We start from the raw sequence: 25,430 nt of genomic DNA, 5'->3' as shown, positions 1-25,430 counted from the left end.
ATGATGCCGGCTCGAACTGCGACAGGCAGTGACGACGGAGAGGTGATGGCCGCAGCCTGAGCGCCGTCACAGAAACGGCCGTCGGCCGCGACTTCCCATGAGGGAAGAACACGGCCGACGGCCCACAGACGGCCCAGGCGAGCGGAAACCCGCTCTGACCTGGGGCCCTGCTAAATGTCGAAGTACAGCTCGAACTCGTGCGGGTGCGGCCGCAGCTGCATCGGCGCGATCTCGTTCGTGCGCTTGTAGTCGATCCAGGTCTCGATCAGGTCCGACGTGAACACGCCGCCCGCCTGGAGGTACTCGTTGTCCGCCTCAAGGGCCTCCAGGACCGCCGGGAGGGAGGTCGGGACCTGGGGGACGTTGGCGTGCTCGTCGGGGGCGAGCTCGTAGAGGTCCTTGTCGATCGGCTCGGCGGGCTCGATCTTGTTCTTGACGCCGTCGAGGCCGGCCAGGAGGAGGGCCGAGAAGGCGAGGTAGGGGTTGGAGGACGGGTCCGGGGCGCGGAACTCGACGCGCTTGGCCTTGGGGTTGGAGCCCGTGATCGGGATGCGCATCGCGGCGGAGCGGTTGCGCTGCGAGTAGACCAGGTTGACCGGGGCCTCGAAGCCGGGGACCAGGCGGTGGTAGGAGTTCACCGTCGGGTTGGTGAAGGCCAGCAGCGACGGGGCGTGCTTGAGGATGCCGCCGATGTAGTAGCGGGCGGTGTCCGACAGGCCCGCGTAGCCCTGCTCGTCGTAGAAGAGGGGCTCGCCGCCGTTCCACAGGGACTGGTGGACGTGCATGCCGGAGCCGTTGTCACCGAAGATCGGCTTGGGCATGAAGGTCGCGGTCTTGCCGTTGCGCCAGGCGACGTTCTTCACGATGTACTTGAAGAGCATCAGGTCGTCGGCGGCGGCGAGCAGCGTGTTGAACTTGTAGTTGATCTCCGCCTGGCCGGCCGTGCCGACCTCGTGGTGCTGGCGCTCGACCTGCAGGCCGGCCTTGTCCAGCTCCAGGGAGATCTCGGCGCGCAGGTCGGCGAAGTGGTCGACCGGCGGGGCCGGGAAGTAGCCGCCCTTGTAGCGGACCTTGTAGCCGCGGTTGTTGACCTCGGAGCCGGTGTTCCAGGCGCCGGCCTCGGAGTCGATCTCGTAGATCGAGCGGTTCGCGGTGGTCTCGAAGCGGACGTTGTCGAAGACGTAGAACTCGGCCTCGGGGCCGAAGAACGCGGTGTCCGCGATGCCCGTGGAGGCCAGGTAGGCCTCGGCCTTCTTCGCCACGTTGCGCGGGTCACGGCTGTACTGCTCGCCCGTGATCGGGTCGTGGATGAAGAAGTTGACGTTGAGGGTCTTGTCGCGGCGGAAGGGGTCCACCCGGGCCGTGGAGAGGTCGGCGCGCAGGGCCATGTCGGACTCGTGGATGGCCTGGAAGCCGCGGATCGACGAGCCGTCGAAGGCGAGCTCCTCAGCCGGGTCGAAGGCCTTCGCCGGAATGGTGAAGTGCTGCATCACACCCGGCAGGTCGCAGAAGCGGACGTCGACGAACTTCACCTCCTCGTCCGAGATGAACTTCTTGGCCTCGTCGGCGTTCTGGAACATCCAACTCCTCCTAGCCCGCCCGCCGCGAAGGGAACGGGGATTGCTTCGGTGGCGCGGTCCGAGCGGTCCTTCTCGCATCGGCGCGCTGGGGCCGACCCTAGAGAGACGGGATTTCCCAAGCATGACCCGTTTGTTTCGCCGAGGTTAACCGGCCGGTGGCGCGGAGCCGCTGGTCATGCCGTGCGCGAGGAACCGTTCCCCGCGCCCCTGCCCCGACCCGGCTCCCGGGAAACGTACGCCTTACCAGTACCGTGGACGGGTGGACAAGAGGCAAGCAATCGGCTCATGGCTCTCCGGCCCCCGCGCGGCGGCCGAGGAGATGGGCGTCGCATTCGGATACCGCGGCGAGCGCCTGGGACTGCCGGAGAACGGGCCGGGGTCCATCGCCCCGCCGGGACGGCGCATCGGAGCCCTCTTCATCGACTGGGCGCTGTGCATGCTGATCGCATACGGGCTCTTCGCCCACGGGTCGTCCCAGCGCGCCGGCAACTGGGCCCTGTTGATCTTCCTCGTGCTGAGCGTGCTCACCGTCGGGACGGTCGGCTGCACCCCGGGCAAGCGGCTGCTCGGCCTGCGCGTCATCGGCGTCGACGGCGGACGGCTCTCCGTGCCCCGGGTGATCGTGCGCAGTGTGCTGCTCGCCCTCGTCGTGCCCGCGGCCATCTGGGACCGCGACTCCCGCGGGCTCCACGACCGGTTGTCGAACGCCGTTCAGGTGCGGAGCTGATCCGTACGGATATGCGCACGGATATGCGCGAGGGGCGGGCGGAACCTGTTCGGTTCCGCCCGCCCCTTCGTCGTTCGCCGTGCGTCGGCGTCAGCGTCCCTTCGGCATCCGCATGCCGCCCTTGCCCGGCATCGGGCCCTTCGGGATCGGCATGTTGCTCATCAGGTCGCCCAGCGCCCGCAGCCGGTCGTTGACGGCCGTCACCTGCGCGCCCGGCAGCACCCGGGGGAGCTTCAGCAGGGTGGTGTGCAGCTTCTTCAGCGACACCTGGCCCTCGCCCTCGCCGACGATGATGTCGTGCACCGGCACGTCCGCCACGATGCGCGCCATGCGCTTCTTCTCGGCCGCCAGCAGGGCCTTGACCCGGTTGGGGTTGCCCTCGCCGACGAGCACGATGCCCGCCTTGCCGACGGCCCGGTGCACCACGTCCTGGCTGCGGTTCATCGCGACCGCGGGGGTCGTGGTCCAGCCACCGCGGCGGATGTTCTCCAGCACGGCGGCCGCCGCGCCCGGCTGGCCCTCCATCTGCCCGAAGGCAGCGCGCTCGGCGCGGCGTCCGAAGAGGATCGCCATGCCGAGGAAGGCCAGCAGGAAGCCCAGGATGCCCAGGTAGACGGGGTGGCCGATCAAGAAGCCGATGGCGAGCAGGACACCGAAGGTGACAATTCCCACAGCCGCGACGACGAGACCGACCTGAGGGTCGACCTTCTTGGTCATCTTGTAGGTGAGGGCGATCTGCTTCAGCCGCCCGGGGTTCTCGGATGTTTCCTTCCTCGCCATACGGCGAAGTTTACGTCGCCTGCGGACCCGGGGCCGCCACGGCCTCCAGCAGGTGCTGCGCCTCCCTGCGGTCCCTGGCCCGGCGCCGGTCCTCCAGTACGGCCGTCCAGGCGTTGCGCCGGGCGGTGCGCTGCCCGCTGCGCATCAGCAGCTCCTCCAGGGCGCGCAGGGCCCCGGTGACGGACGGGGGGCGGACGGACAGCGTGGACGGCAGTGCGGAGGAGGCGCGGGTGGCTGTCGCCGTGAGTGCGTTGCCGGGCGCGGCCTGCATGTGGAAGTCCCCTCGGATGCGGAAAACGGTGAGGCGTGGAGGGTGGCGTACTGCTGTGCGTGCTTCCATGGTTACCGACTGGTGTTACCAACGGATGACCTGTTGGTCAAACACCTATGAAACGTTGACGCGGCCCGCACGCTTGCTTTGCGTGCGGGCCGCGTCGGCGTTTCACAAGGCTCAGACGGCCTGGGCGGAGGGCTGGGCCGCCCGCTTCTCGATCGCCTGCTGGTACAGACGTCCTGCCCGGTACGAGGAACGGACCAGGGGGCCGGACATGACACCGGCGTAGCCGATCTCCTCCGCCTCCTCCTTCAGCTCCACGAACTCCTGCGGCTTCACCCAGCGCGAGACGGGGTGGTGCCGGGGCGACGGACGCAGGTACTGGGTGATCGTGATCAGCTCGCAGCCCGCGTCGTACAGGTCCTGCAGCGCCTGGCTGATCTCCTCGCGCTCCTCGCCCATGCCGAGGATCAGGTTGGACTTGGTCACCAGGCCGGCCTCGCGGGCCTTGGTGATGACCTCCAGCGAGCGCTCGTAGCGGAAGCCGGGGCGGATGCGCTTGAAGATCCGGGGGACCGTCTCGACGTTGTGCGCGAGCACCTCGGGGCGGGAGGAGAAGACCTCGGCCAGCTGCTCCGGCTTGGCGTTGAAGTCCGGGATCAGCAGCTCGACGCCGGTGTCCGGCATCAGGGCGTGGATCTGGCGCACGGTCTCGGCGTAGAGCCAGGCGCCGCCGTCCTCCAGGTCGTCGCGGGCCACGCCGGTGATCGTCGCGTACTTCAGCTCCATGGACTGCACGGACTCCGCCACGCGGCGCGGCTCGTCGCGGTCCAGGGCCTGCGGCTTGCCGGTGTCGATCTGGCAGAAGTCACAGCGCCGGGTGCACTGGTCGCCGCCGATGAGGAACGTGGCCTCGCGGTCCTCCCAGCACTCGTAGATGTTGGGGCAGCCCGCCTCCTGGCACACGGTGTGCAGGCCCTCGCGCTTCACCAGGCCATGGAGTTCCTTGTACTCGGGGCCCATCTTCGCGCGGGTCTTGATCCACTCGGGCTTCCGCTCGATGGGGGTCTGGGCGTTCCGGACCTCCAAGCGCAGCATCTTGCGTCCGTCGGGTGCGACTGCGGACACGTCCGGCTCCCTATGACTTCGATTCCTCGGCGGACACCAGGGTACGCCCGTTGTTTCCTACGTTCTTACGGCAGCCAGGGCAACCGTGGGGCCGCCCGGCCCATTCCCGGGCGCCCGCCGTGGGCTCGCCCGGGGGCGCCGGGCTCAGCTCGCCTGCGCCTCGACCGCTTCGATCACGCGCGGCTTCGGCTCCGCCGCCGTCAGGATCTCCCGCAGGTGCTTCTCCACCAGCGGGATCACCTCGGACACCGGAACCCGGCGGCCCAGTTCGTTCGACAGCGAGGTCACCCCGGCGTCGCGGATGCCGCAGGGGACGATCCGGTCGAACCAGGTGTTGTCGGGATCACAGTTGATCGCGAAGCCGTGCATCGTCACGCCCTTGGCGATCCGGATGCCGATGGCCGCCAGCTTGCGGTCCTCGCGGCGCTGGCCCGCGTTGGACGGGGCGTACTCCGGGCCGTTCAGGCGCGGGTCGAACTCCTCGTCCGTCAGACGCGGGTCGAAGTCCAGGTTCAGGCCGCCGATCGCCGGGCGCTGGTCGACCGGGTCCCCGAGGACCCACACGCCGCTGCGGCCCTCGACCCGGGTCGTCTCCAGGCCCAGCTCCGCACAGGCGCGGATCAGCGCCTCCTCCAGGCGGCGCACGTGTGCGATCACGTCCACCGGGCGCGGCAGCTTGAGGATCGGGTAGCCGACGAGCTGGCCGGGGCCGTGCCAGGTGATCTTGCCGCCACGGTCCACGTCGACGACCGGGGTGCCGTCCAGGGGGCGCTCGCTGTCCTCCGTGCGCCGTCCGGCCGTGTAGACCGCCGGGTGCTCCAGCAGCAGGCACGTGTCCGGAATCTCGTCCGCGAACCGGGCGGCGTGCACCCGGCGCTGCTCCTGCCACGCCTCCTGGTACTCGACGGCGTCCGCCCCGAAGCCCAGATGGACAAAGCGCAGCTCACTCACGACAGCTCCTCGTGTGTATCGCACGGTTGCGCGGGTTGCGCGGTCTTTCTCGCGCCCCTGCCACTGTACGGGCGGCCGGCGGCATTGCCGCAGGCGGCCGACTGCGGGGAGCCGTGGGGGATCTGCGGTGCTCTGTGGGGGCGGTCCTCGGGGGGCGTCGCGTCAGCAGGCCGCCATGTCTATTTGATCTGTCCTCACACGATCGGATGAATGCGGGGCGAAGGCGGCGATCAGGGCGTTAGGCGGCCGCTAAATTCACGCCGTTCCAGGACGAGATCAGGGAGACCGGCAGGCTGATGACGGAACGACCCCCACAGCGCATTCCCAACCGTCAGCTTGCTGCCCTCATCGCGGAGGCCGGCTTCTCCAACGCGGGGCTCGCCCGCCGCGTCGACCAGCTCGGGCTCGAGCACGGGCTCGATCTGAGATACGACAAGACCTCCGTCACCCGGTGGCTGCGCGGGCAGCAGCCGCGGGGGACGACCCCGGCGCTGATCGCCGAGGTCTTCACCCGGCGGCTCGGGCGGCGGCTGTCCGCCCAGGACCTCGGGCTGGACGCGTGCGCCCCGGTGTACGCGGGGCTCGAGTTCGCCTCCTCCCCGGAGGAGGCCATCGACATCGTGAGCGGGCTCTGGCGCAAGGACTCCGGGAGCCACACCGAGCTGCGGAAGATCGCCTTCACCCCGGCCGGGCTGGTGGTGCCGAGCCGGGACTGGCTCATCGGGCGCGCGGACGAACGGGTGGCGCGCGGCACCGCGCCCGCGCCCTCCGGTGAGGGCGCGCGGCCTGCTGCGGCGGCGCGCGCCCCGGGGCTCGCGCATGTGCCCGCGCAGCGGCAGCGGCTCGCCGAGCGGGCGCCCGGGAGCCGGGTGTCCATGGGGGACATCGCGGCACTGCGGTCCGTGGGGGAGCTCTTCCGGACCCTGGACCACGCCTACGGGGGTGGCCACGCCCGGCAGGCGCTCGTGCGGTACCTGGAGCACGAGGCCGAGCCGATGCTGCGCGGGACGTACGGGGAGACCACCGGGCGGCGGCTCTTCGCCGCGGCTGCCGATCTGACGCGGCTTGCCGGGTGGACCTCTTACGACATTGCCGCGCATGGGCTTGCGCAGCGGTACTACGTGCAGGCGCTGCGGCTTGCCCAGGCCGCGGGGGACCGGGCCTACGGCAGTTATGTGCTCGTGACGATGAGTCGGCAGGCTGTTTACCTCGGGCACGGGCGAGAAGCCGTGCAGCTGGCCCGGGTCGCCCAGCAGGGTGTCGGGTCCAGTGTGCCTGCCGTGGTGCAGTCCTTGCTTCATTCGGTCGAGGCCCGGGGGCACGGCGTGCTCGGGGAAGTGCGGGCCTGTTCCGCCTCGTTGGCCCGGGCCGAGCGGGCTCTGGAAGGGGCTCGGCCCGGGGATGAAGTGCCCTATTGGGCGCGGTTCTTCGACGAGGCGCAGCTTGCCGACGAGTTCGCGCACTGTCATCGGGACCTGCAGCAGTATCGGGCTGCTGCGCAACATGCGGAGAGGTCTCTGCAGTTGCGGAGTCCTGCCTATGCGCGGAGTCGGCTGTTCTGTCGGGTTGTGCTGGCCTCGGCCCGGCTGGGGTTGGGAGAGCTTGAGCAGGCCTGCGCGTTGGGGGCTGAGGCGGCTCAGGCTGCTGCCGAGATGCGGTCCGTGCGGGCGCTCGAGTATGTGCGGGACTTCGAGCGGCGGCTCGAGCCCTACCGCGATGCTGCGGCCGTTCGCGGGTACCGGGAGCGGGTTGCCGCCTTGTGAGCAGGGGCGGGGGCGGGGTGGGGACGGGCCCTTCCGGGGACTGAACTTTTTGTGGCGAGCTGTTCCGCGTGAGGGCGCCCCGCACTTTTGCCCCAAAAAGTTTTTACGTCCCTCTCCAGGGCCCGTCCCCACCCCGCCCCCTTGCGTTCGGGGCTCCTCCCTTGCGTGCGGGGTCGGTTACGCCGCTCGTAGGGTTGCCGCTCCCGTGCCCGGGTGGATTCCCAGGTCGCGCAGGACCGCTTGGGCTGCTCGGCGGCCCGAGAAGAGTGCGCCCTGGACCGTGCTGGTGTCCCGGTGGTCTCCGCAGACGTAGAGGCCCGAGAGAAGGCGGACCGGGCGGCGCACGTCGTGCGGGGGCGGCATCGCCGGGACCGCGTCCGGGTCGTGGTGGGCCGACAGCAGTTGCCAGTTCGTTGTGGATGTGCGGTAGATCTCTGCTAGTTGGGCTCGGGCTGCTCGGTCCAGTTCGGTGGTGGGGATGCCTGCCCTTGGGCCCAGGATTGTTGATGTGATGAGGGCCCTGTTGGCTGGGGCTCGTGACGGGTCTACTTCGCTTGTCACTGTCGTGTGTGACACCGGGCCTCGGCAGGTGCCCGTCAGGATCAGTGAGGCGTCGTGGTGCGGCGCTTCGTCGGTTGTGTGGTGCAGGACTGCTACCTGGTGGAAGTCCGGGCAGCGGAGGCCCGGGATCAGGTCCGCTGCGGCTCGGGCTCCCGTGGCGACCACTACGGAGCGACAGGTGATGTCGCCGTGGCCTGCCGTGCCCACTGTGGTGGTGCAGACCGTTTTTGCGTTGACTCCTGTGCGGATCGTTCCCGGGGGGAGTGCCGCTGTGAGGAGGGCCGGGAGTGTTTCCGCCCCTCCTGAGGGGAGGCAGAGGCGGCCCCTTGCGTAGCCCCGCAGGACCAGGTCCGCGCAGCGGCTCGACGTCGTCAGATCCGGGTCCGAGAGCAGGGAGACCAGGAGGGGGCGCAGGAAGCCGTCGACCGTGCGGGCCGGCAGGCCGCGGCCGGCCAGGGTCGTGGCCGTGGGGCGGTCCGGCCGGGCCAGCATCCGGTCGATGGGCAGCGCGGCAAGGCGGGCCAGTGCCGCGCCGAGCCGCGCTTGATCGAGACCCGCACTGCGGGATGCCCGGGCGGCGGCGAAGGCGCGTGCCGTGGTGAACGCACGCTTCGCGCCCCGGAGTTCACCGGTGCGGTGGTTGCGGCCGTCGAGGTGGACCAGCACGCCCGGGGTGAACGGGCGCAGGGTGAGACCGTCGAGACCGGGCGTGCGGAGCAGCTCGGGGAACGAGGTGTTGAGCAGCTGGCCGGTGCGGTCCAGTCGGAAATCGTCGATCCGGTCCGTCCTCATCCTGCCGCCCGGCCGGTCGGCTGTTTCCAGGACGAGGACCTTCACCCCTGCTTCGGTCAGGTGGTGTGCCGCAGAGAGGCCGGCCAGTCCGGCCCCCACGATGACGACGTCGGCGTGGTCTGCGCTGCTGAGCACGTGCCCTCCCGGGGGTCGGTCCGCTCGCTCGGGGGCCTGATGCCCCCAACCGGCTGCGCCGATGCGTGAGTTCGCCTCGACCGTAGAGAGAAATCCGGTCAATCACAGTCGCGCACGGGGTGAGCACGGTCGCACAGTGGTCGCACAAACCCATCGGTGGGTGCGGGGACGGTGGGCGTCATCCCTCCGTCAGCGCCGCGCGTACCGCGCTCTCGGGGTCGGGGCAGGAGAAGGTGAAGCCGGAGTCCAACAGGCGCCGGGGCACGACGCGCTGGCTGGCCAGCACATCCGTCGCCATCTCCCCGAGCGCCAGCCTGAGCGCCGGAGCGGGCGCGGTGAACAGCGTGGGGCGGTGCAGCACACGGCCCATGGCGGCCGTGACTTCGCGGTTCGTGGCCGGGTTGGGGGCTGTCAGGTTCACCGGGCCGGAGAGTGTATTTGTTGTGATGATGTGGCGCAGTGCTGCGATGTGGTCCCTCAGGGCGATGAAGCTCCAGTACTGGTCGCCGTTGCCCATGCGGCCGCCCATGCCTGCCTTGAACAGGGGGAAGAGCTTCGCCCAGGCGCCTCCGGTCCGGGCCACCACCAGGCCTGTGCGGGGGAGGACCGTACGGATTCCCGCTTCGGCGGCCGGTGTTGCGGCCTCCTCCCATTCCGTGCAGACGTCGGCCAGAAAGCCACGGCCCGGCGGGGTGTCCTCGTCGACCGGTCGGTCGCCCGTGTCGCCGTAGATGCCGATGGCGCTCGCGCTGATCAGCACCGCGGGCGGGGTGTCGAGGGACGCCACGGCCTCGGCGACCGCGGTGGTGCCCAGGACGCGGCTGTCCCGGATCTCCTTCTTGTAGGCGGCGGTCCAGCGGTGGTCGCCCACGCCGGCGCCCGCCAGGTGCACCACGGCCTCGCAGCCCGCCAGGCCCGCCGTATCCACCCACTGGCGCCGGGGATCCCACTGCACCTCGTTCCGCGCCCCCGGCGCGCGCCGCACGAGGCGGACGACCTGGTGGCCGTCTGCCTCCAGGGAACGGACGAGTGCGGAGCCGATGAGGCCGGTCGAGCCGGTGACTGCGATGCGCATGGGACCCATCCTGCCTCCGTTTCCTGTGGGGTTCCGGGTCACTCCCGGAAGCGGTCCCACAGCTTCGGGAAGCGCTCCGGCAGCAGGGCGTCGTCCTCCACGTCGAACGCCGTGCCCAGCGGCTCCGCCGGCTGGTCCGGCAGGCCCAGGTCGGGCAACTCGCTGCCCGTCAGCTGCTCGTACGCCTCGTCCGCGGCGTAGCCGAGGTCCTCCCCGTCGCCGTCCACCTCGTCGTCGAAGTCCTCCAGCAGCTCGGCCAGGCTGTCCGGGTCGTGCACCGCCCCCTCGTAGGTCTCCCGGCCCTGGCCGATCAGCCAGCAGCGGAAGGAGTCGAAGGCGTCGTCGCTCGCCCCGTCCAGCAGTACGGACGCCGCACCCCACAGGTCCCAGAGGTACGCGCGGTTGTACCGCGCCTCGAAGTGCCGGGCGAAGTCCACCACGCTGTCGGGGTCGAGTTGCAGCAGCCGCTCGACCAGCACATCGGCCTGGTCCTCCGCATCGCCCTCGGCGGCGTCGCGGGCGCTGTCGACCAGGTCCCAGAACTCCGTCTCGTCCATCACGCCACAAGCATCGGCCCTGGCACCGGGCAACGCACCCGGAGCGGGCCGGATGCGGCCGTCTCGTAATACACGACAGGAGGTGTCGGGTATCGCTGGGAGTGTCGGTGGTGATCGACCGACGAGAGGAAGACCGTGGTGAAGAGTTCGCTGGACGGGAAGGTGGCGCTGGTCGCGGGGGCCACGCGGGGTGCCGGGCGGGCGATGGCCGTGGCCCTGGGAGCCGCCGGGGCCGTCGTCTACGCGACCGGGCGCACGACGCGGGAGCGGCAGAGCGAGGTGGGGCGCCCGGAGACGATCGAGGAGACGGCGGAACTGGTGACCGCGGCGGGCGGGACCGGGATCGCCGTCCCCACCGATCACTTGGAGCCGGAGCAGGTCCGGGCGCTCGTGGAGCGCATCGACCATGAGCACGGGCGGCTCGACGTGCTCGTCAACGACGTGTGGGGCGGGGAGCGCCTGATCGAGTTCAGCAAGAAGGTGTGGGAGCTCGACCTGGACAAGGGGCTGCGGATGCTGCGGCTGGCCATCGACACCCATGCCATCACCAGCCACTTCGCGCTGCCGTTGCTGGTGCGGCGGCCCGGCGGGCTGGTGGTGGAGGTCACCGACGGGACCGCGGAGTTCAACACCGCCCACTACCGGGAGAATCTGCTGTACGACCTCGCCAAGTACGGGCCGATCAGGATGGCCTGGGCGCTGGCCGAGGAACTGCGGGAATGCGGGGGCACGGCCGTCGCCCTGAGCCCCGGCTTCCTGCGGTCCGAGGAGATGCTCGACCACTTCGGGGTCACCGAGGCGAACTGGCGGGACGCGGTGGAGAAGGAGCCGTCCTTCGCCATCGCCGAGTCCCCGGCCTTCGTCGGCCGGGCGGTCGTCGCGCTCGCCGCCGATCCCGGGCGGGCGCGGTGGAGCGGGCAGTCCCTGTCCAGCGGGCAGCTGGCCGCCCACTACGGGTTCACGGACGTGGACGGCTCGCGGCCGGACGCCCTCCGGTACATCCAGGAGGTGTGGTACGAGGGGCGGGATGCGGCTGCGGAGGATTATCGGTAGAGCTCGGCAGCACGCGACATCGCCTCGGCGAACTGCTCGCGCAGTTCCGGCGGTTCGATGATCTCCGCCTCCGGGCCCAGGGTCAGCAGCTGCTCGTAGGCCACCTCCAGTGACTCGACGGGCAGGGTGAGCGTGATGCGGCCCTGCTCGTCGGGCCCGCCCGCCCGGTCGACCGCCTCGCGGGCCGCGGCCGGGTCCGCCGTGTGCGGCAGGCGGCGGGCGCCCTCCGGGGTGAGGCGCAGGACGACGGTCTCGCGCAGGATCGAGCGGGCGAACTGCGCCGCGCGCTCCTCCCAGAAGGCCGCGAGGTCGAAGGACTCCGCGCGCCGGAAGCGCTCGTCCTGCAGCCGGACGTCCGTGAAGCGGTCCGCCCGGTAGATGCGGAAGTCCTTGCCGGCGCGGGCCGCCGCGTACCAGACGCCCGCCTTGAGGACGAGGCCGTACGGCTCCAGCTCGCGCTCCACCTCGGCGTCCTTGCGCCGGTAGCGGACGAGGACCCGGCGGTCGTCCCAGACCGCGTCAGCGAGGGCGGGCAGCAGGGGCGGCGGGGTGTGCGGGTGCCACCAGCCGGGGGCGTCCAGGTGGAAGCGCTGGGCCGCGCTGTCGGGGGCGTCGCCGAGCTCCGGCAGGAGGGCGGCGGAGACCTTGAGGCGGGCCGCCGAGGCCGCGTCCGCCAGGCCCATCTCGCGCAGCGCGGCGGGTACTCCGGAGAGGAAGAGAGCTTCTGCTTCGGTGCGGCCGAGGCCTGTGAGGCAGGTGCGGTAACCGCCGATGAGGCGGTAGCCGCCGGCGCGGCCGCGGTCCGCGTAGACCGGGATCCCGGCCTCGGACAGGGCGAGGACGTCGCGGGCGACCGTGCGCTCCGAGACCTCCAGGCGGCGCGCCAGCTCCGCGCCCTCCCCCATAGCCTGAACGGCATGGGAGGTACCCCCACCGTGGGGCGGGACTGGAGCAGGAGCACCATCTTGATCAGCCGTGCCGCGCGCATGCCTCCCATGATGACGGGGAGCACCGACACGGCAGGGCGCGACGACAGGACCCCGGCGCCGGCCAGGGCAACGGATGACGCTCGGGGACCTGCAGTCTCGTCCGGTGCCGCCCCCCGTCACAGGACAGGGCGTGAGGGGCGCGGCTCCGTGGAGACCATACGCCCCTGATCGATGATCGATCAATCCCTCTGTGGAGAATGCGCGGAAATCCCGCTCAGACCTGCGGCGCGCAGCTCAGCACGTGCGCCTTGAGCAGCTCGCAGATGGCCGGGTCGCGGCGCCGGAACGCCGCCACGAGCTGCGCATGCTCCTCCGCGTGGGGCCGTGGCTCGGGGCGCAGCCAGCGGATCGACAGAGTCGTCCACACCTCGATGCCCAGCGACTCCCAGGTGTGCAGCAGCACGGAGTTGCCCGCCGCCTCCACGATCGCGCGGTGGAAGGCCACCGTGTGCCGGACCTGTGCCTCGCTGTCGCCGGCCTCGTCCGCCGCGTACAGCGCCGTCACCTCGCGCTCCAGCGCCGAGGGGTCCTCGGCCAGGGCCTCGGCGGCCAGTTCGGCGGCCACCTGCTCCAGGCCCGCCCGCACCGGGTAGCTCTCCTTGAGGTCGGCCGCGGTCAGCTCCCGCACCCGGACGCCCTTGTTGGGGGCAGACTCGATCAGCCGCAGCGACTCCAGCTCGCGCAGCGCCTCGCGCACCGGGGTCTGGCTCACCAGCAGCTCGGCCGCGATCCGCCGCTCCACGATCCGCTCGCCCGGCTGCCAGCGCCCGCCGACGATCCCCTCCAGGATGTGCTCGCGGATCTGCTCGCGCAGCGAGTGGACGACGGGTGGTGCCATGGGTGCTCCTCAACGGGCGTGAATCGGCGGGAATTAGAGGGAATCGGACGTCATTATGGCTGCAAGCACGGCAAAGGGCGCGACCCCGGTCGTATCGGAATACGATCCGGGGCCGCGCCCTGAGGAACCCGAAGGGTGCCGGGGAGTTACAGACCGATCTCGGTCTCGAACTCCGCGGCCTCCAGGATCTGCTTGACCGCGGTCAGGTAGCGGGCCGCGTCGGCGCCGTCCACCAGACGGTGGTCGTAGGACAGCGTCACGTAGGTCATGTCGCGGACGCCGATGGTGGTGCCCTCGGCGGTCTCGATGACGACCGGACGCTTGACCGTCGCGCCGATGCCCAGGATCGCGACCTGGTTCGGGGGCACGATGACCGTGTCGAACAGCGCACCGCGCGAGCCGGTGTTGCTGATCGTGAAGGTCGCGCCGGACATCTCGTCCGGGCTGATCTTGCCCGTGCGGACCTTGCCGGCCAGCTCGGCGGTCTTCTTGGCGACGCCCGCGATGTTGAGGTCACCCGCACCCTTGATGACCGGGGTCATCAGGCCCTTCTCCGAGTCGACGGCGATGCCGACGTTCTCGGAGTCGAAGTAGGTGATGGTGCCCTCGTCCTCGTTGATCCGGGCGTTGATGACCGGGTGGGCCTTCAGCGCCTGGACGGCGGCCTTGACGAAGAACGGCATCGGGGACAGCTTGACGCCCTCGCGGGCGGCGAACGCGTCCTTGGCCTTGCCGCGCATCTTCATGATCTTGGTGATGTCCACCTCGACCACGGAGCTGAGCTGGGCCTGGCCGTGCAGCGCCTTCATCATGTTGTCGGCGATGACCTTGCGCATGCGCGGCATCTTGACCGTCTGACCGCGCAGCGGGGACACCTCGAGGGCCGGGGCCTTCGGGGCGGCGGCCGGAGCCGGGGCAGCGGCGGCGGGGGGGGCCGGAGCGGCCTTCGCCTCGGCGGCGGCGATGACGTCCTGCTTGCGGATGCGACCGCCGACGCCGGTGCCGGCGACGGTGGACAGGTCGACGCCGGACTCGGCGGCGAGCTTGCGCACCAGCGGGGTGACGTACGCGCCGTCGGCGGCCGGAGCAGCGGCGGCGGGGGCCGGGGCGGCCGGGGCCACCGGGGCGGGAGCGGCCGGAGCCACCGGAGCCGGGGCGACCGGGGCAGCCGGGGCGACGGGCGCGACCGGGGCCGGAGCCACGGGGGCGGCCGGAGCCGGGGCGGGGGCCGGGGCCTCCTGGACCGGAGCCGGAGCCGGGGCCGGGGCGGCCGGGGCGGGCGCGGCGGCCGGAGCGGCACCCGCGACACCGATCACGGCGAGCTTGGCGCCGACCTCGGCGGTCTCGTCCTCGCCGACCAGGATCTCCAGCAGGGTGCCGGAGGCGGGGGCGGGGATCTCGGTGTCGACCTTGTCGGTGGAGACCTCGAGCAGCGGCTCGTCGGCCTCGACCGTCTCGCCGACCTCCTTCAGCCAGCGGGTGACGGTGCCCTCGGTGACCGACTCGCCCAGCGCGGGCAGCACGACGTCGGTGCCGACGGCGGCCGGGGCAGCGGCGGCCGGAGCCGGCGCGGCCGGAGCCTCGGCCACGGGGGCCGGGGCGGCGGGGGCCTCGACGACCGGGGCCGGGGCCGGAGCCTCGGCGGCGGCCGGAGCCGGGGCAGCGGCGGGGGCGCCGGTGCCGTCGTCGATGATGGCCAGCTCCGAGCCGACCTCGACCGTCTCGTCCTCGGCGACCTTGATGGACGCGAGGATGCCGGAGGCGGGGGCGGGGATCTCGGTGTCGACCTTGTCGGTGGAGACCTCGAGCAGCGGCTCGTCGGCCTCCACGCGCTCACCCTCGGCCTTGAGCCAGCGGGTGACGGTGCCCTCGGACACGCTCTCGCCGAGCGCCGGCAGGGTTACGGAAACCGCCATGGTGCGGTTGCTCCTTACGATTGGGGGGATGGTGGTGCGCTCGGGACTCAGTCGTGCGAGTGCAGCGGCTTGCCGGCCAGGGCCAGGTGAGCCTCGCCCAGAGCCTCGTTCTGCGTCGGGTGCGCGTGGATGAGCTGCGCGACCTCGGCGGGCAGCGCCTCCCAGTTGTAGATCAGCTGGGCTTCGCCGACCTGCTCGCCCATACGGTCGCCGACCATGTGGACGCCGACCACGGCGCCGTCCTTGACCTGGACGAGCTTGATCTCGCCCGCGGTCTTGAGGATCTTGCTCTTGCCGTTGCCCGCGAGGTTGTACTTCAGGCTGACGACCTTGTCCGCGCCGTACAGCTCCTTGGCCTTCGCCTCGGTGATGCCGACGGAGGCGACCTCGGGGTGGCAGTACGTGACGCGCGGCACGCCGTCGTAGTCGACCGGCACGGGGTTCAGACCGGCCAGGCGCTCCGCCACCAGGATGCCCTCGGCGAAGCCGACGTGCGCGAGCTGGAGGGTCGGGACGAGGTCACCGACGGCCGAGACGGTCGGCACGTTGGTCTGCATGTACTCGTCGACGAGGACGTAGCCGCGGTCCATGGCGACCCCGGCCTCCTCGTAGCCCAGGCCCTGGGAGACCGGGCCGCGGCCGACGGCGACGAGCAGCAGCTCGGCCTCGAAGGTCTTGCCGTTCTCCAGCGAGACCTTCACGCCCGACTCGGTGTACTCGACACCGGAGAAGCGGGAGCCGAGGGAGAAGTTGATGCCGCGCTTGCGGAAGGCGCGCTCCAGCAGCTTGGAGCTGTTCTCGTCCTCGACCGGGACGAGGTGCGGGAGCGCCTCGACGATCGTGACGTCCACGCCGAACGACTTCCACGCGGAGGCGAACTCGACGCCGATGACGCCGCCGCCCAGCACGATCGCGGACTTCGGCACGCGGTCCAGGACCAGCGCGTGGTCCGAGGAGATGACGCGGTTGCCGTCGATGGTCAGGCCCGGCAGCGACTTCGGCACGGAGCCGGTCGCCAGCAGGACGTGGCGGCCGGTGATGCGCTGGCCGTTGACGTCCACGGAGGTCGGGGAGGACAGACGGCCCTCGCCGGTGATGTAGGTGACCTTGCGGGAGGCGACCAGACCCTGCAGGCCCTTGTACAGGCCGGAGATCACGTCGTCCTTGTACTTGTGGACGCCCGCGATGTCGATGCCCTCGAGGGATGCCTTGACACCGAACTGCTCGGCCTCACGGGCCTGGTCCGCGACCTCGCCGGCGTGCAGCAGAGCCTTGGTGGGGATGCAGCCGCGGTGCAGGCAGGTGCCGCCCAGCTTGTCCTTCTCGATCAGGGCGACGTTGAGACCCAGCTGGGCCCCGCGCAGGGCGGCGGCGTAACCACCGCTACCGCCTCCGAGGATCACTAGGTCGAAAACGGTGCTGGCGTCGTTCGCCACGTCACGTCCTCCATGCATGGGTACGCCGTTGCCGGTCAACGGTGACCGGGCGGCGGCTGTCGTTCGGCCGCATTTCGTCGGCCCTGTGAATAAGGGGGCCCTGTCCTGCCGAGACAACATCTTCGCACTTGTTGACGGAGGGCGGGACGCCGGGCGGGTCTCAGCGGCGACTGATGCGTCACCTTTGAGGGTTACTAGTGCGTAGAAAAGTACGTTTTCGTTGAGAGCGAACGCACCACGGCCCCGGGCGCATTCCCGGGGCCGCGGATCCTGCGCCGCGGGTCAGCCCAGGTCGCCGTCGGCGGTGCGCTCCGCCAGGCGGACCAGGGTGCGCACCGCGGAGCCGGTGCCGCCCTTCGGGGTGTAGCCGAACGGGGCGGACTCGTGGAAGGCCGGGCCCGCGATGTCCAGGTGGCCCCAGGCGATGCCCTCGCCCACGAACTCCTTCAGGAAGATGCCGGCGATCAGGCCGCCGCCCATGCGCTGGCCCATGTTGGCGATGTCGGCCACCGGGGAGTCCATGGTCTTGCGCAGCTCGGCCGGCATCGGCATCGGCCAGGCCTGCTCGCCGGCCTCCTCCGCCGTCTCGTACAGCGCGGTGCGGAAGGCCTCGTCGTTGGCCATCACGCCGAAGGTGCGGTCGCCGAGGGCCAGCACCATCGCGCCGGTCAGGGTGGCGACGTCCACGATCGCGTCGGGGTTCTCCTCCGAGGCGCGGGTGAGGGCGTCGGCCAGCACCAGGCGGCCCTCGGCGTCGGTGTTGAGCACCTCGACGGTCTTGCCGCTGTACATGGTGAGCACGTCGCCCGGACGGGTGGCGGTGCCGGAGGGCATGTTCTCCGCGAGGGCCAGCCAGGCCGTCACGTTGACCTGCAGCCCGAGCTTGGCGGCGGCCACGACCGCGGCGAACACGGCGGCGGCACCGCTCATGTCGCACTTCATGGTCTCGTTGTGGCCGGCCGGCTTCAGGGAGATGCCGCCCGAGTCGTAGGTGATGCCCTTGCCGACGAGGGCGAGGGTCTTCTCCGCCTGGGGGTGGGTGTAGCCGAGGCGCACCAGGCGGGGCGGGTTCGCCGAGCCCTGGCCGACGCCCATGATGCCGCCGTAGCCGCCCTTGATCAGCGCCTTCTCGTCCAGCACCTCGATCTTGAGGCCGTGCTCCTTGGCCGCGGTCTGGGCGGCCTCGGCGAAGAGCTTGGGGGTGAGGGCGTTGGACGGGGTGTTGATCAGGTCGCGGGCCCGGTTGACCTCCGCGGCCACGGCCGCGGCGCGCTCGGCGGCGGCCTTGAAGGCCTTGTCGCGCGGCTTGGCGCCGAGGATCGCGGCCTCGCCCAGCGGGCCGCCCTTGTCGTCCTTCTTCTTGCCGTTGCCGTTGGAGCGGAAGGCCGTGAAGGAGTACGCGCCGAGCAGCGCGCCCTCGCCGATCGCGGCGGCGGACTCGGCGTCCTCGACGGGCAGCGCGAACGCGGCCTTCTTGGTGCCGGCCAGCGCGCGGGCCGCGGTGCCGGCGGCGCGGCGCAGGGCCTCCTCGGTGAAGACCTCGTCCTTGGCGGGGAGTTCGCCGAGGCCGACCGCCAGCACGACCGGGGCCTTGAGGCCGGACGGAGCCGGGAGCTTGGTCACCTCGCCCTCGTCGCCGGAGGCGCCCAGGGTCTCCAGGACCGAGGCCAGCTTGCCGTCGAAGGCCTGGTCCACGACCTCGGCGCCGGGCGCGACGACGGGACCCTTCGGGCCCTTGGCGACGCCGACGACGACGACGTCCGCGCGGAGCGTCGCCGCTGTGGAAGTGCTGAGAGTCAGAGCAGTCACGGTGGTGAAGTCTCTCTTCCGTTGAGTTTCGGCCGAGCGCGTCCCGCGGGGCCCTTGCGCATCGTATGCGCCGTGTTTGCGTGGGCCTCGCCCGGCTGCGGGTCGTATGTGGCTTGTCATGCGGTTCCCTGAGCGCCCTGTGGGGCTCAGGCCAGTGTCATTGCGAGGAGTGCCGCTGTCGATGCCGTTTCGGCGAGGGCGCCGAAGACGTCGCCCGTGACGCCGCCGAGGCGGGTGCAGCAGCGGCGCAGCAGGAGTTCGGCGGCGAGCAGGGCGAACAGCAGGGCGCCGGCCGTGTGCAGGGCCGCGTACGGGCCGAGCAGTGCGCCCGTCGCCGCCGCCGCGCAGAGGGCCAGGGCGGTGGCGGTCAGCGCCGCGGGCACCGGCACCGCGCCCGCGACCGCCGCGCCGAGGCCCTCCGGGCGGGCGGCGGGCACCCCGCGGCGGGAGGCGAGCGTCAGCGCGCAGCGCGCGGCGAGCCCCGCCACGACGGCCGCCACGGCGCCGCGGACCGTACCGGCCTCGTACGACTGCGCCAGGGCGGCCACTTGGCCCAGCAGCGTGAGCACCAGCGTGACCACGCCGAACGGGCCGATGTCCGACTGCTTCATGATGCGCAGCGCATCTGCGGCGGGCTTGCCGCTGCCGAGCCCGTCGGCGACGTCCGCGAGCCCGTCCAGATGCAGCCCCCGGGTCAGCACGGCGGGCACCGCGACCGTGGCCACGGCGGCGAGCAGCGGGCCCGCGCCCAGCAGCGTCAACAGCAGGCCTGCGGCCGCCGCGCAGCCGCCCACGACCAGTCCGGCCAGGGGTGCCGCGAGCATTCCGCCGCGGGCCGCGGCGCGGTCCCAGCGGGTGAGCGGGACCGGCAGCACCGTCAGGGTGCCGAAGGCGAAGCGCAGGGCGTCCGCGACGGTGGCGCGGGGCGGGGGCGTGGCGTGCATCCGGGCAGGCTATCCAGCGGGCCGGATGCACCGCGCGACTGAAATACCGCACACTCTGCAGGAGCGGATTTCCGTGACTCCTCCTCCCCGCGAACGGGGCGGCTTCTCACTCGGCTCCGGGGAGCCTCATGACGGCCAAGCCCTGACCGCTGCCCGAGGACAGGGGCACAACGTACTACGCCGCTTCGCGGCTCCGCAGGCGAAGGACGAAAGATGGGTCACTGGCTGGCACGCAACATCGTCGATCCCGGAAAGCTGCCGTTGCTGCTCGCGCTCACCGCGTTCGTCCTGACGTTCCTGGTCACCCGGGTCATCACCCGTCTCATCCGGGCGGGCAGGGGTCCCTTCCGCAACATCAGGCCCGGCGGGCTGCACGTGCACCATGTGGTGCCGGGCATCGTGCTGATGGTGGTCGGCGGCTTCGGCGCGGTCGCCGCGAGCCGGCAGGGCTTCGGGGCGGCGGTCTCGGCGGTGCTGTTCGGCAGCGGCGCGGGGCTGGTGCTGGACGAGTTCGCGCTGGTGCTGCACCTGGACGACGTCTACTGGACCGAACAGGGCCGCAAGAGCGTGGAGATCGTGGTGCTCACGGCAGCCCTGGTGGGGCTGGTGCTCTCCGGCTTCTCCCCGTTCGGGGTCAACGAGCTCACCCCCGACGAGCTGCAGAACCGCACCATCGTGGTGGCCAACACCCTCGCCAACTTCCTCATCGCGCTGTTCGCCCTCGCCAAGGGCAAGCCCCGGATCGCCCTGATCGGCGCGGTCGTTCCGCTGGTGGCCCTGGTGGGCGCGATCCGGCTGGCCCGGCCCGGGTCGCCCTGGTACCGGCGCTTCTACCGCAACCGGCCGCGGGCCCGGCGCCGGGCGAGGGTGCGCGCCTACCGGCACGACGCGCGCTGGGCGGCTTTCCGGCGCCGCTTTCACGACCTGGTGGCGGGGGCCCCGGACCGCTGATCCCGCTCCCGGTGCTCGTCGCTGCGCGGCTTGCGGCGTCTTCGGGCCTCGTCCACCCCGCACACCACCAGCATCACGGCCACCGCGGCGATGTGCTCCTTGCCCGCCAGGTTGGGCTTGACCAGCACCTCGACCACCATGGCCAGCACCACGCCGGCACAGGTCAGCCAGGCGCGGTAGCGCCAGGACAGATACACCGCCAGGCCGACCACCGCCGCCGACGGGCCGGTGTCGATGATCTTCGCGGCCTCCGGCGGCAGCCCCAGCGGCGAGCCCGGGCCGATGGCCACGCCCAGCCGCGCGTACATGGTCCCGGCGAGCGTGGCGGTGTACGAGACCGCGAGGGTGCGCCACTTGCCGATGCACGCCTCGGCGATGCCGAAGACGATCAGGATCTGGGCCAGCGCACCCCACACCGGCAGGTCGAGCGCGGGGACGAACAGCGACAGCGGGGTCCGCAGCAGCGCCTGCCACCAGGGCAGCTGCGCCTGGACGGAGCCGAGCCGCTGGACGGGCTCGAAGCCCCAGTGCTGGTTCTGGACGATCTGGAAGAGCGAGGTGAGGACGACGGCGGTGAGCGTCATGGGGACGGCCCGCAACCGGTTGCGGACGAACGCCCCCCGGACCGCCTCGTACAGCGGACCCCACTCGGTGCGCGCGGCGCGACGCAGCGCCGCGCGCATCGTCAACGTCGGCTCTCCAGGTGTTTCCGGTTGAGCCACTTGGGCAGGCCGGGCGCCTCCAGGAACCCCTCGGCGCGGGCGCTGGCGATGCCGATCCGCAGCAGGTCACTGCTCTTCTCGAACAGCATGAAACGAGGCTCCCAGATGGGGCGGTATTTCGCATTTGCTCGGTAGAGGGACTCGATCTGCCACCAGCGCGAGAAGAAGCTCAGCAGCGACCGCCACATCCGCAGCACCGGGCCCGCGCCCAGCCGCGAGCCGCGCTCGAAGACCGAGCGGAACATCGCGAAGTTCAGCGACACCTGGTGGATGCCCAGCTGCCGGGCCTGCTGCAGGAGTTCGATGACCATGAACTCCATCAGGCCGTTCTCGGAGTCCCGGTCACGGCGCATCAGGTCCAGGGAGAGGCCCTTGGGACCCCACGGGACGAAGCTGAGCAGCGCGCGCAGCTCGCCGTGGGTGTCGTAGCACTCGAGCATCACGCAGCGCCCGTCGTCCGGATCGCCGAGCCGGCCCAGCGCCATGGAGAAGCCGCGCTCGGTGGCGCCGTCGCGCCAGTCGTCGGCACGGCGCAGCAGATGGTCCATCTCCGGCTCGGGGATGTCCTCGTGGCGGCGGACGGTGACGGTGTAACCGGCGCGCTTGACGCGGTTGTACGCCTGGCGCACGGTGCGCATCGCACGCCCGTCCAAGGTGAACTCCCCGGTGTCCACGATGGCTTCGTCACCCAGCTCCAGGGCGTCCAGGCCGTGCCGCGAGTAGATGGTGCCGCCCTCCTCGCTCGCGCCCATCACGGCCGGGATCCAGCCGTGCTCGCGCGCCTGTGCCAGCCAGGGCTCGATGGCACCGGGCCAGGCCTCGGGGTCGCCGATCGGGTCGCCCGAGGCGAGCGAGACCCCGCCGACGACGCGGTAGGTGACGGCGGCCTTGCCCGACGGGGACCAGATGATGCTCTTCTCGCGGCGCAGCGCGAAGTAGCCCAGCGAGTCGCGGTCGCCGTGCTTGTCCAGCAGGGCGCGCAGCCCGGCCTCGTCCTCGGCGGTGATCGGGTCGGTGGCCCGGCGGGAGCGGAAGGCCGCGTAGACCACGAGGACCAGCAGGACCACGCTCATCACGTTGATGACGACGTTGACCCAGCCCGGGGGAGCGATGCCCGCGTAGCGCGAGTTGTCGGCCGCGATGTACGCCATGCGCATCACGCCGTAGTGCCAGCGGTCCAGGAAGGTGGAGCGGTACTCGTCGTGCGCCTCGTTGGTGACGGTCACCAGCAGGGCGGCGATCAGCGAGGTGACCAGCAGGCCGACGGCGGCCACGGCGGCCGCCAGCTTGGGGTTGGAGCGGTCGCCCTTGGCGTAGAACTCCTTGCGGCCCACGACCAGGGCCGCCACGAACAGGGTCGTGACCACCAGCGAGAACCAGTTCAGGGCGTGCCTGCGGTACTCGGGGAAGGCCATCACCAGCATCAGGATCAGCAACAGCAGTCCCGACAGGACCAGGTTGAGGATCCAGGCCGCGCGCTTGCGGCGGCGCAGGGTGATCGCCATGAACAGCGAGACCACCGTCGCCGAGAAGCCGGCCGACAGCAGATACGGCGTGAAGAACTCGTCGACGTTGTGCCGCCGGACGTCGGCACCGAAGGACACCCAGAACGCGCCCAACAGGTTGACGAACGTGACGGCGCGCAGATACCACACGGCGAAGGCGGCGGCACGCCGCGGCCAGGTGCTGCCGCGGGTGCCCTCATCCGGAGTCAAGCGGACCTCTCCCATGAAAAGCGATCGTATGGGGCCTGGTGCGCGGTGTGGTCCGGTCCTGCCTCAGGAACGCTCGGGAAGCTCCGCCGCCAGGGCCGCAGCCGCCTGCACCAGGGGAAGGGCGAGCAGGGCTCCTGTCCCTTCCCCCACAGTGACGCCGTGGTCGAGCAGGGGGTTGAGCGCCATCCGGTCAAGTGCCTTCGCCTGCGCCGGATCGCCGCTCGCCTGGCCCGCCAGCCACCAGTCCGGCCCCCGGAAGGCGACACGCTGGGCGACCAGGGCGCAGGCCGTCGCGACGACCCCGTCGAGGATCACCGGGGTGCGGCGCACGGCGCTCTGCAGCAGGAAGCCGGTGGTGGCGGCGAGGTCGGCGCCGCCGACGGCGGCCAGCAGCTGCAGCTGGTCGCCGAGGACCGGGCGGGCGCGGCGCAGCGCGTCGCGGATGGCCGCGCACTTGCGCATCCAGGCCAGGTCGTCGATGCCGGCGCTGCCGCGGCCGGTGACCACGGAGGCGTCCGTGCCGCACAGGGCGCCGATCAGGGTGCCGGCGGCGGTGGTGCCGCCGACGCTCAGGTCGCCGAGGACGACGAGGTCGGTGCCGGAGTCGGCCTCCTCGTCGGCGACGGCCATGCCGGTGCGGAACGCCTGCTCCGCCTCCTCGGCGGTCAGCGCGTCCTCCACGTCGATCCGGCCCGAGCCGCGGCGCACCCGGTGCCGGGTGACGTCCTCGGGGAAGGCGTCCGGGTCGCAGTCGAGGGCCATGTCGATCACGCGCAGCCCGGCGCCGAAGCGGCGGGCCAGGATCGCGGCCGCGCTCTCCCCGGCCAGGGCGGCGCGCACCAGCTCCTGCGCGCCGGCCTCGGGGCCGCCGGAGACGCCGAGGGAGGCGACGCCGTGGTCGCCTGCGAAGAGCAGCACCCGGGGCCGCTCGATGGGCTTCACGGGCACGGAGCCCTGACCCGCGGCGAGCCACTCGCCCAGCTCGTCCAGCCGGCCCAGCGCTCCCGGGCGCGGGGCGAGGCGCTCCCGGCGCTCCTCGGCGTCCCGCCGGACGACTGCGTCGGGCCGCTCGATCAGGGAGGCGAAGTCATCAAGATTCAGACCGCTCATCCGCGACACCTTACCCCTGCGGGGGGCCCGGACAGCGGGCGCACGGTGCCGGGTTCGCACTCCGTGCGGGGTGACGGCGCCCCGTAAGGGGCGCGGGGAACTGCGCGATCAGCCACCGTCGGCCCGCAGGCGACGCACGACCCCGGGGCAGCACGTCATCTGCGGGTGCGTCGTGGCTGGTCGCGCAGTTCCCCGCGCCCCTTACGGGGCGCAACCGGCACCGCCCCGCAGGGGCAGGGCCTGCCCCGCGACGACCAGGAGGACGTGCTCGCACTCGTCCGCCACGGCGGCGTTCAGCCGCCCCAACTCGTCGCGGAAGCGGCGCCCCGACGACGTCGCGGGGACGACCCCGGAGCCCACCTCGTTGCTCACCAGCACCACCACGCGGCGCGTGGCCCGGACCGCCGCCACCAGGTCCGCGGTGCGCGCGGCCAGCGCGTCCCGGCCGCCGTCCGCCCAGGTCGCGTCGTCCCACGCGCCGACGGAGTCCATCGCGTCCGTCAGCCACAGCGCCAGGCAGTCGACGAGCAGCGGCGGCCCCTCCTCCGTCAGCAGCGGCACCAGGTCGCACGTCTCGGCCGTCCGCCAGGACCCGGGGCGGCGTTCGCGGTGCAGCGCTATGCGCGCCGCCCAGTCGCGGTCGCCCTCGCGCGTGCCGCCCGTGGCCACGTACAGCACCTCGGGGAAGGACTCCAGGCGCCGTTCCGCCTCCACCGACTTGCCCGAGCGCGCGCCGCCCAGCACCAGCGTCCGCCGCGGCAGGTCCGGCACCTCGTGGTAGTCGCCGACGACCAGCGTGGTGCCGTCGGGTACCGCACGGGCGCCCGCGGCCGCCAGCCGCCGGTGCAGTTCGCGGCCGGGCGGCACGTCGTGGTCCAGGTGCACGGCGATCACGTCCGTCGTCGGCCCGGCCGCCCCGGCCTCCCGCAGCCGGGCCAGCGCGTCGGGCCGGTCCAGGACGTCGAGCAGCACCATGTCGTACGGGCCGGGGACGGTCCCCAGCCCGGCCGGTGCCGCGCCCGGCGGCAGGTACAGCAGCCGCTCCCCGTCGGGGGACGTCACTTCGTACGCCGTCCCCGGCGCGTCCACGGCCAGCGCCCGCACCCGGTGCCCGCTGATCACCGACAGCTCGCGCCCGTCCGGCACCCGCACCGGCGCCGGCAGCCCGGCCGGGAGCTCGAGGGCCGGGCCGTCGTGCGGGTGCGAGAGCAGCACCTGGCGCACCCCCGCGATCGAGCGTCCCGCGCGGGCCGCGGCGAACGCGGGGCCGGGCGTGAGGTCGAGGAGGAGCGCGCCGTCGACGAGCAGCGCCGTGGCGGCGCGTGCCTCGCCGCCCGTGGCGGCGGCGCAGGACGCGCAGGGGCAGCCGGGGCGCGGCAGCCCGTCGGGGGCTCCGGTGCCGAGGAGAGTCAGTTCCACGCCCTGATCGTCTCGCGTCCGCGCGCCCCGGGCGCGCGGGGCTCACCCTTTCCCGTCCGCCACCGGCGGATCTCCGCCCCGTAAGGGGCGCGGGGAACTGCGCGATCGGCCACCGACGGCCTGCAGCCGACGCACCACCCCAGGGTCCGGGGCGAAGCCCTCGACTGCGGTGACGGCTCTGGCCGGCATCCGGCCGGACCGGGCC

At 72.0% G+C, this 25,430-nt stretch carries 21 protein-coding genes and 1 pseudogene; 4 read left to right on the top strand and 18 right to left on the bottom strand.

Annotated elements, in window-relative coordinates; translation table 11 throughout:
• Positions 1-170 precede the first annotated feature (170 nt).
• A complete protein-coding gene (gene glnA, locus ACWD4B_RS18690; RefSeq protein WP_451421747.1) occupies positions 171-1,580 on the bottom strand; it encodes a type I glutamate--ammonia ligase in 1,410 nt (469 codons plus the stop codon).
• A 259-nt stretch (positions 1,581-1,839) separates the two neighbouring features.
• On the opposite strand from glnA, the gene ACWD4B_RS18685 reads away from it, so the two are divergent.
• Entirely contained in the window at positions 1,840-2,307 is a 468-nt protein-coding gene (locus tag ACWD4B_RS18685) for an RDD family protein (RefSeq protein ID WP_451421746.1), read from the top strand.
• A gap of 90 nt (positions 2,308-2,397) precedes the next feature.
• On the opposite strand, the gene ACWD4B_RS18680 is transcribed toward ACWD4B_RS18685, so the two are convergent.
• From ACWD4B_RS18680 to lipB, 4 genes are all read right to left on the bottom strand, one after another.
• Complete coding sequence (locus tag ACWD4B_RS18680) at positions 2,398-3,087, bottom strand: DUF4191 domain-containing protein (RefSeq protein WP_390777689.1); 690 nt, start codon at positions 3,085-3,087, stop codon at positions 2,398-2,400.
• 10 nt (positions 3,088-3,097) lie between these two features.
• The gene (locus tag ACWD4B_RS18675; protein WP_336414555.1) at positions 3,098-3,358 is read right to left on the bottom strand and encodes an SCO2195 family GlnR-regulated protein; all 261 of its coding nucleotides are present in this window, start codon (positions 3,356-3,358) and stop codon (positions 3,098-3,100) included.
• 180 nt (positions 3,359-3,538) lie between these two features.
• Positions 3,539-4,489 carry a lipoyl synthase gene (gene lipA, locus ACWD4B_RS18670; protein WP_451421745.1) on the bottom strand — a complete coding sequence of 317 codons (951 nt, stop codon included), beginning with the start codon at positions 4,487-4,489 and terminating at the stop codon, positions 3,539-3,541.
• A 144-nt stretch (positions 4,490-4,633) separates the two neighbouring features.
• Positions 4,634-5,440, bottom strand: a complete 807-nt coding sequence (lipB, locus tag ACWD4B_RS18665) for a lipoyl(octanoyl) transferase LipB (RefSeq protein ID WP_451421744.1) — start codon at positions 5,438-5,440, stop codon at positions 4,634-4,636.
• Positions 5,441-5,736: 296 nt separating this feature from the next.
• Here lipB and ACWD4B_RS18660 point away from each other — a divergent pair, with 296 nt between their 5' ends.
• On the top strand, positions 5,737-7,203 hold the full coding sequence (locus ACWD4B_RS18660; RefSeq protein WP_390777686.1) for a regulator: 1,467 nt from the start codon (positions 5,737-5,739) through the stop codon (positions 7,201-7,203).
• A 177-nt stretch (positions 7,204-7,380) separates the two neighbouring features.
• Here the strand turns inward: ACWD4B_RS18660 and ACWD4B_RS18655 are convergent, their stop codons facing one another.
• From ACWD4B_RS18655 to ACWD4B_RS18645, 3 genes are all read right to left on the bottom strand, one after another.
• Positions 7,381-8,691, bottom strand: a complete 1,311-nt coding sequence (locus ACWD4B_RS18655) for an NAD(P)/FAD-dependent oxidoreductase (RefSeq protein WP_451421743.1) — start codon at positions 8,689-8,691, stop codon at positions 7,381-7,383.
• Between the two features lie 178 nt (positions 8,692-8,869).
• Positions 8,870-9,775, bottom strand: a complete 906-nt coding sequence (locus tag ACWD4B_RS18650) for a TIGR01777 family oxidoreductase (RefSeq protein WP_451421742.1) — start codon at positions 9,773-9,775, stop codon at positions 8,870-8,872.
• 29 nt (positions 9,776-9,804) lie between these two features.
• Positions 9,805-10,323, bottom strand: coding sequence for a DUF4240 domain-containing protein (locus tag ACWD4B_RS18645; RefSeq protein ID WP_336412679.1), 519 nt, complete (start codon positions 10,321-10,323; stop codon positions 9,805-9,807).
• A gap of 138 nt (positions 10,324-10,461) precedes the next feature.
• On the opposite strand from ACWD4B_RS18645, the gene ACWD4B_RS18640 reads away from it, so the two are divergent.
• Complete coding sequence (locus ACWD4B_RS18640) at positions 10,462-11,376, top strand: SDR family oxidoreductase (RefSeq protein WP_451421741.1); 915 nt, start codon at positions 10,462-10,464, stop codon at positions 11,374-11,376.
• Here ACWD4B_RS18640 and ACWD4B_RS18635 read toward each other — a convergent pair.
• The 6 genes and pseudogenes from ACWD4B_RS18635 to ACWD4B_RS18610 form a co-directional block, all read right to left on the bottom strand.
• Positions 11,367-12,364: pseudogene (locus ACWD4B_RS18635) on the bottom strand (helix-turn-helix transcriptional regulator). The gene ACWD4B_RS18640 and the pseudogene ACWD4B_RS18635 sit on opposite strands and share 10 nt — an antisense overlap.
• 215 nt (positions 12,365-12,579) lie before the next feature.
• Positions 12,580-13,203, bottom strand: coding sequence for a GntR family transcriptional regulator (locus tag ACWD4B_RS18630; protein WP_451421740.1), 624 nt, complete (start codon positions 13,201-13,203; stop codon positions 12,580-12,582).
• Between the two features lie 146 nt (positions 13,204-13,349).
• Positions 13,350-15,119, bottom strand: a complete 1,770-nt coding sequence (gene sucB / locus ACWD4B_RS18625; protein ID WP_451421739.1) for a 2-oxoglutarate dehydrogenase, E2 component, dihydrolipoamide succinyltransferase — start codon at positions 15,117-15,119, stop codon at positions 13,350-13,352.
• Positions 15,120-15,166: 47 nt separating this feature from the next.
• A complete protein-coding gene (lpdA, locus tag ACWD4B_RS18620) occupies positions 15,167-16,555 on the bottom strand; it encodes a dihydrolipoyl dehydrogenase (protein WP_451421738.1) in 1,389 nt (462 codons plus the stop codon).
• Positions 16,556-16,837: 282 nt separating this feature from the next.
• Positions 16,838-18,364: a leucyl aminopeptidase gene (locus ACWD4B_RS18615; RefSeq protein ID WP_451421737.1), complete on the bottom strand. Its 1,527-nt coding sequence runs from the start codon at positions 18,362-18,364 to the stop codon at positions 16,838-16,840.
• A gap of 146 nt (positions 18,365-18,510) precedes the next feature.
• On the bottom strand, positions 18,511-19,308 hold the full coding sequence (locus ACWD4B_RS18610) for an adenosylcobinamide-GDP ribazoletransferase (protein WP_451421736.1): 798 nt from the start codon (positions 19,306-19,308) through the stop codon (positions 18,511-18,513).
• A 213-nt stretch (positions 19,309-19,521) separates the two neighbouring features.
• Here ACWD4B_RS18610 and ACWD4B_RS18605 point away from each other — a divergent pair, with 213 nt between their 5' ends.
• Positions 19,522-20,259 (top strand): hypothetical protein, encoded by a 738-nt coding sequence (locus ACWD4B_RS18605; RefSeq protein WP_451421735.1) that lies wholly within the window; start codon positions 19,522-19,524, stop codon positions 20,257-20,259.
• Here ACWD4B_RS18605 and ACWD4B_RS18600 read toward each other — a convergent pair.
• From ACWD4B_RS18600 to ACWD4B_RS18585, 4 genes are all read right to left on the bottom strand, one after another.
• Positions 20,226-20,942, bottom strand: coding sequence for a hypothetical protein (locus tag ACWD4B_RS18600; protein WP_336412678.1), 717 nt, complete (start codon positions 20,940-20,942; stop codon positions 20,226-20,228). The two genes, ACWD4B_RS18605 and ACWD4B_RS18600, sit on opposite strands and share 34 nt — an antisense overlap.
• Positions 20,943-20,944: 2 nt before the next feature.
• Complete coding sequence (locus ACWD4B_RS18595) at positions 20,945-22,711, bottom strand: phosphatidylglycerol lysyltransferase domain-containing protein (protein ID WP_451421734.1); 1,767 nt, start codon at positions 22,709-22,711, stop codon at positions 20,945-20,947.
• Between the two features lie 48 nt (positions 22,712-22,759).
• Entirely contained in the window at positions 22,760-23,806 is a 1,047-nt protein-coding gene (cobT, locus tag ACWD4B_RS18590) for a nicotinate-nucleotide--dimethylbenzimidazole phosphoribosyltransferase (RefSeq protein WP_451421733.1), read from the bottom strand.
• Positions 23,807-24,007: 201 nt separating this feature from the next.
• Positions 24,008-25,225 (bottom strand): bifunctional adenosylcobinamide kinase/adenosylcobinamide-phosphate guanylyltransferase, encoded by a 1,218-nt coding sequence (locus ACWD4B_RS18585; RefSeq protein ID WP_451421732.1) that lies wholly within the window; start codon positions 25,223-25,225, stop codon positions 24,008-24,010.
• Between the last annotated feature and the right edge of the window lie 205 nt (positions 25,226-25,430).

The sequence above is a fragment of the Streptomyces sp. NPDC002536 genome, assembly GCF_053594995.1.
This window is presented reverse-complemented; position numbering and strand designations above follow the sequence as displayed.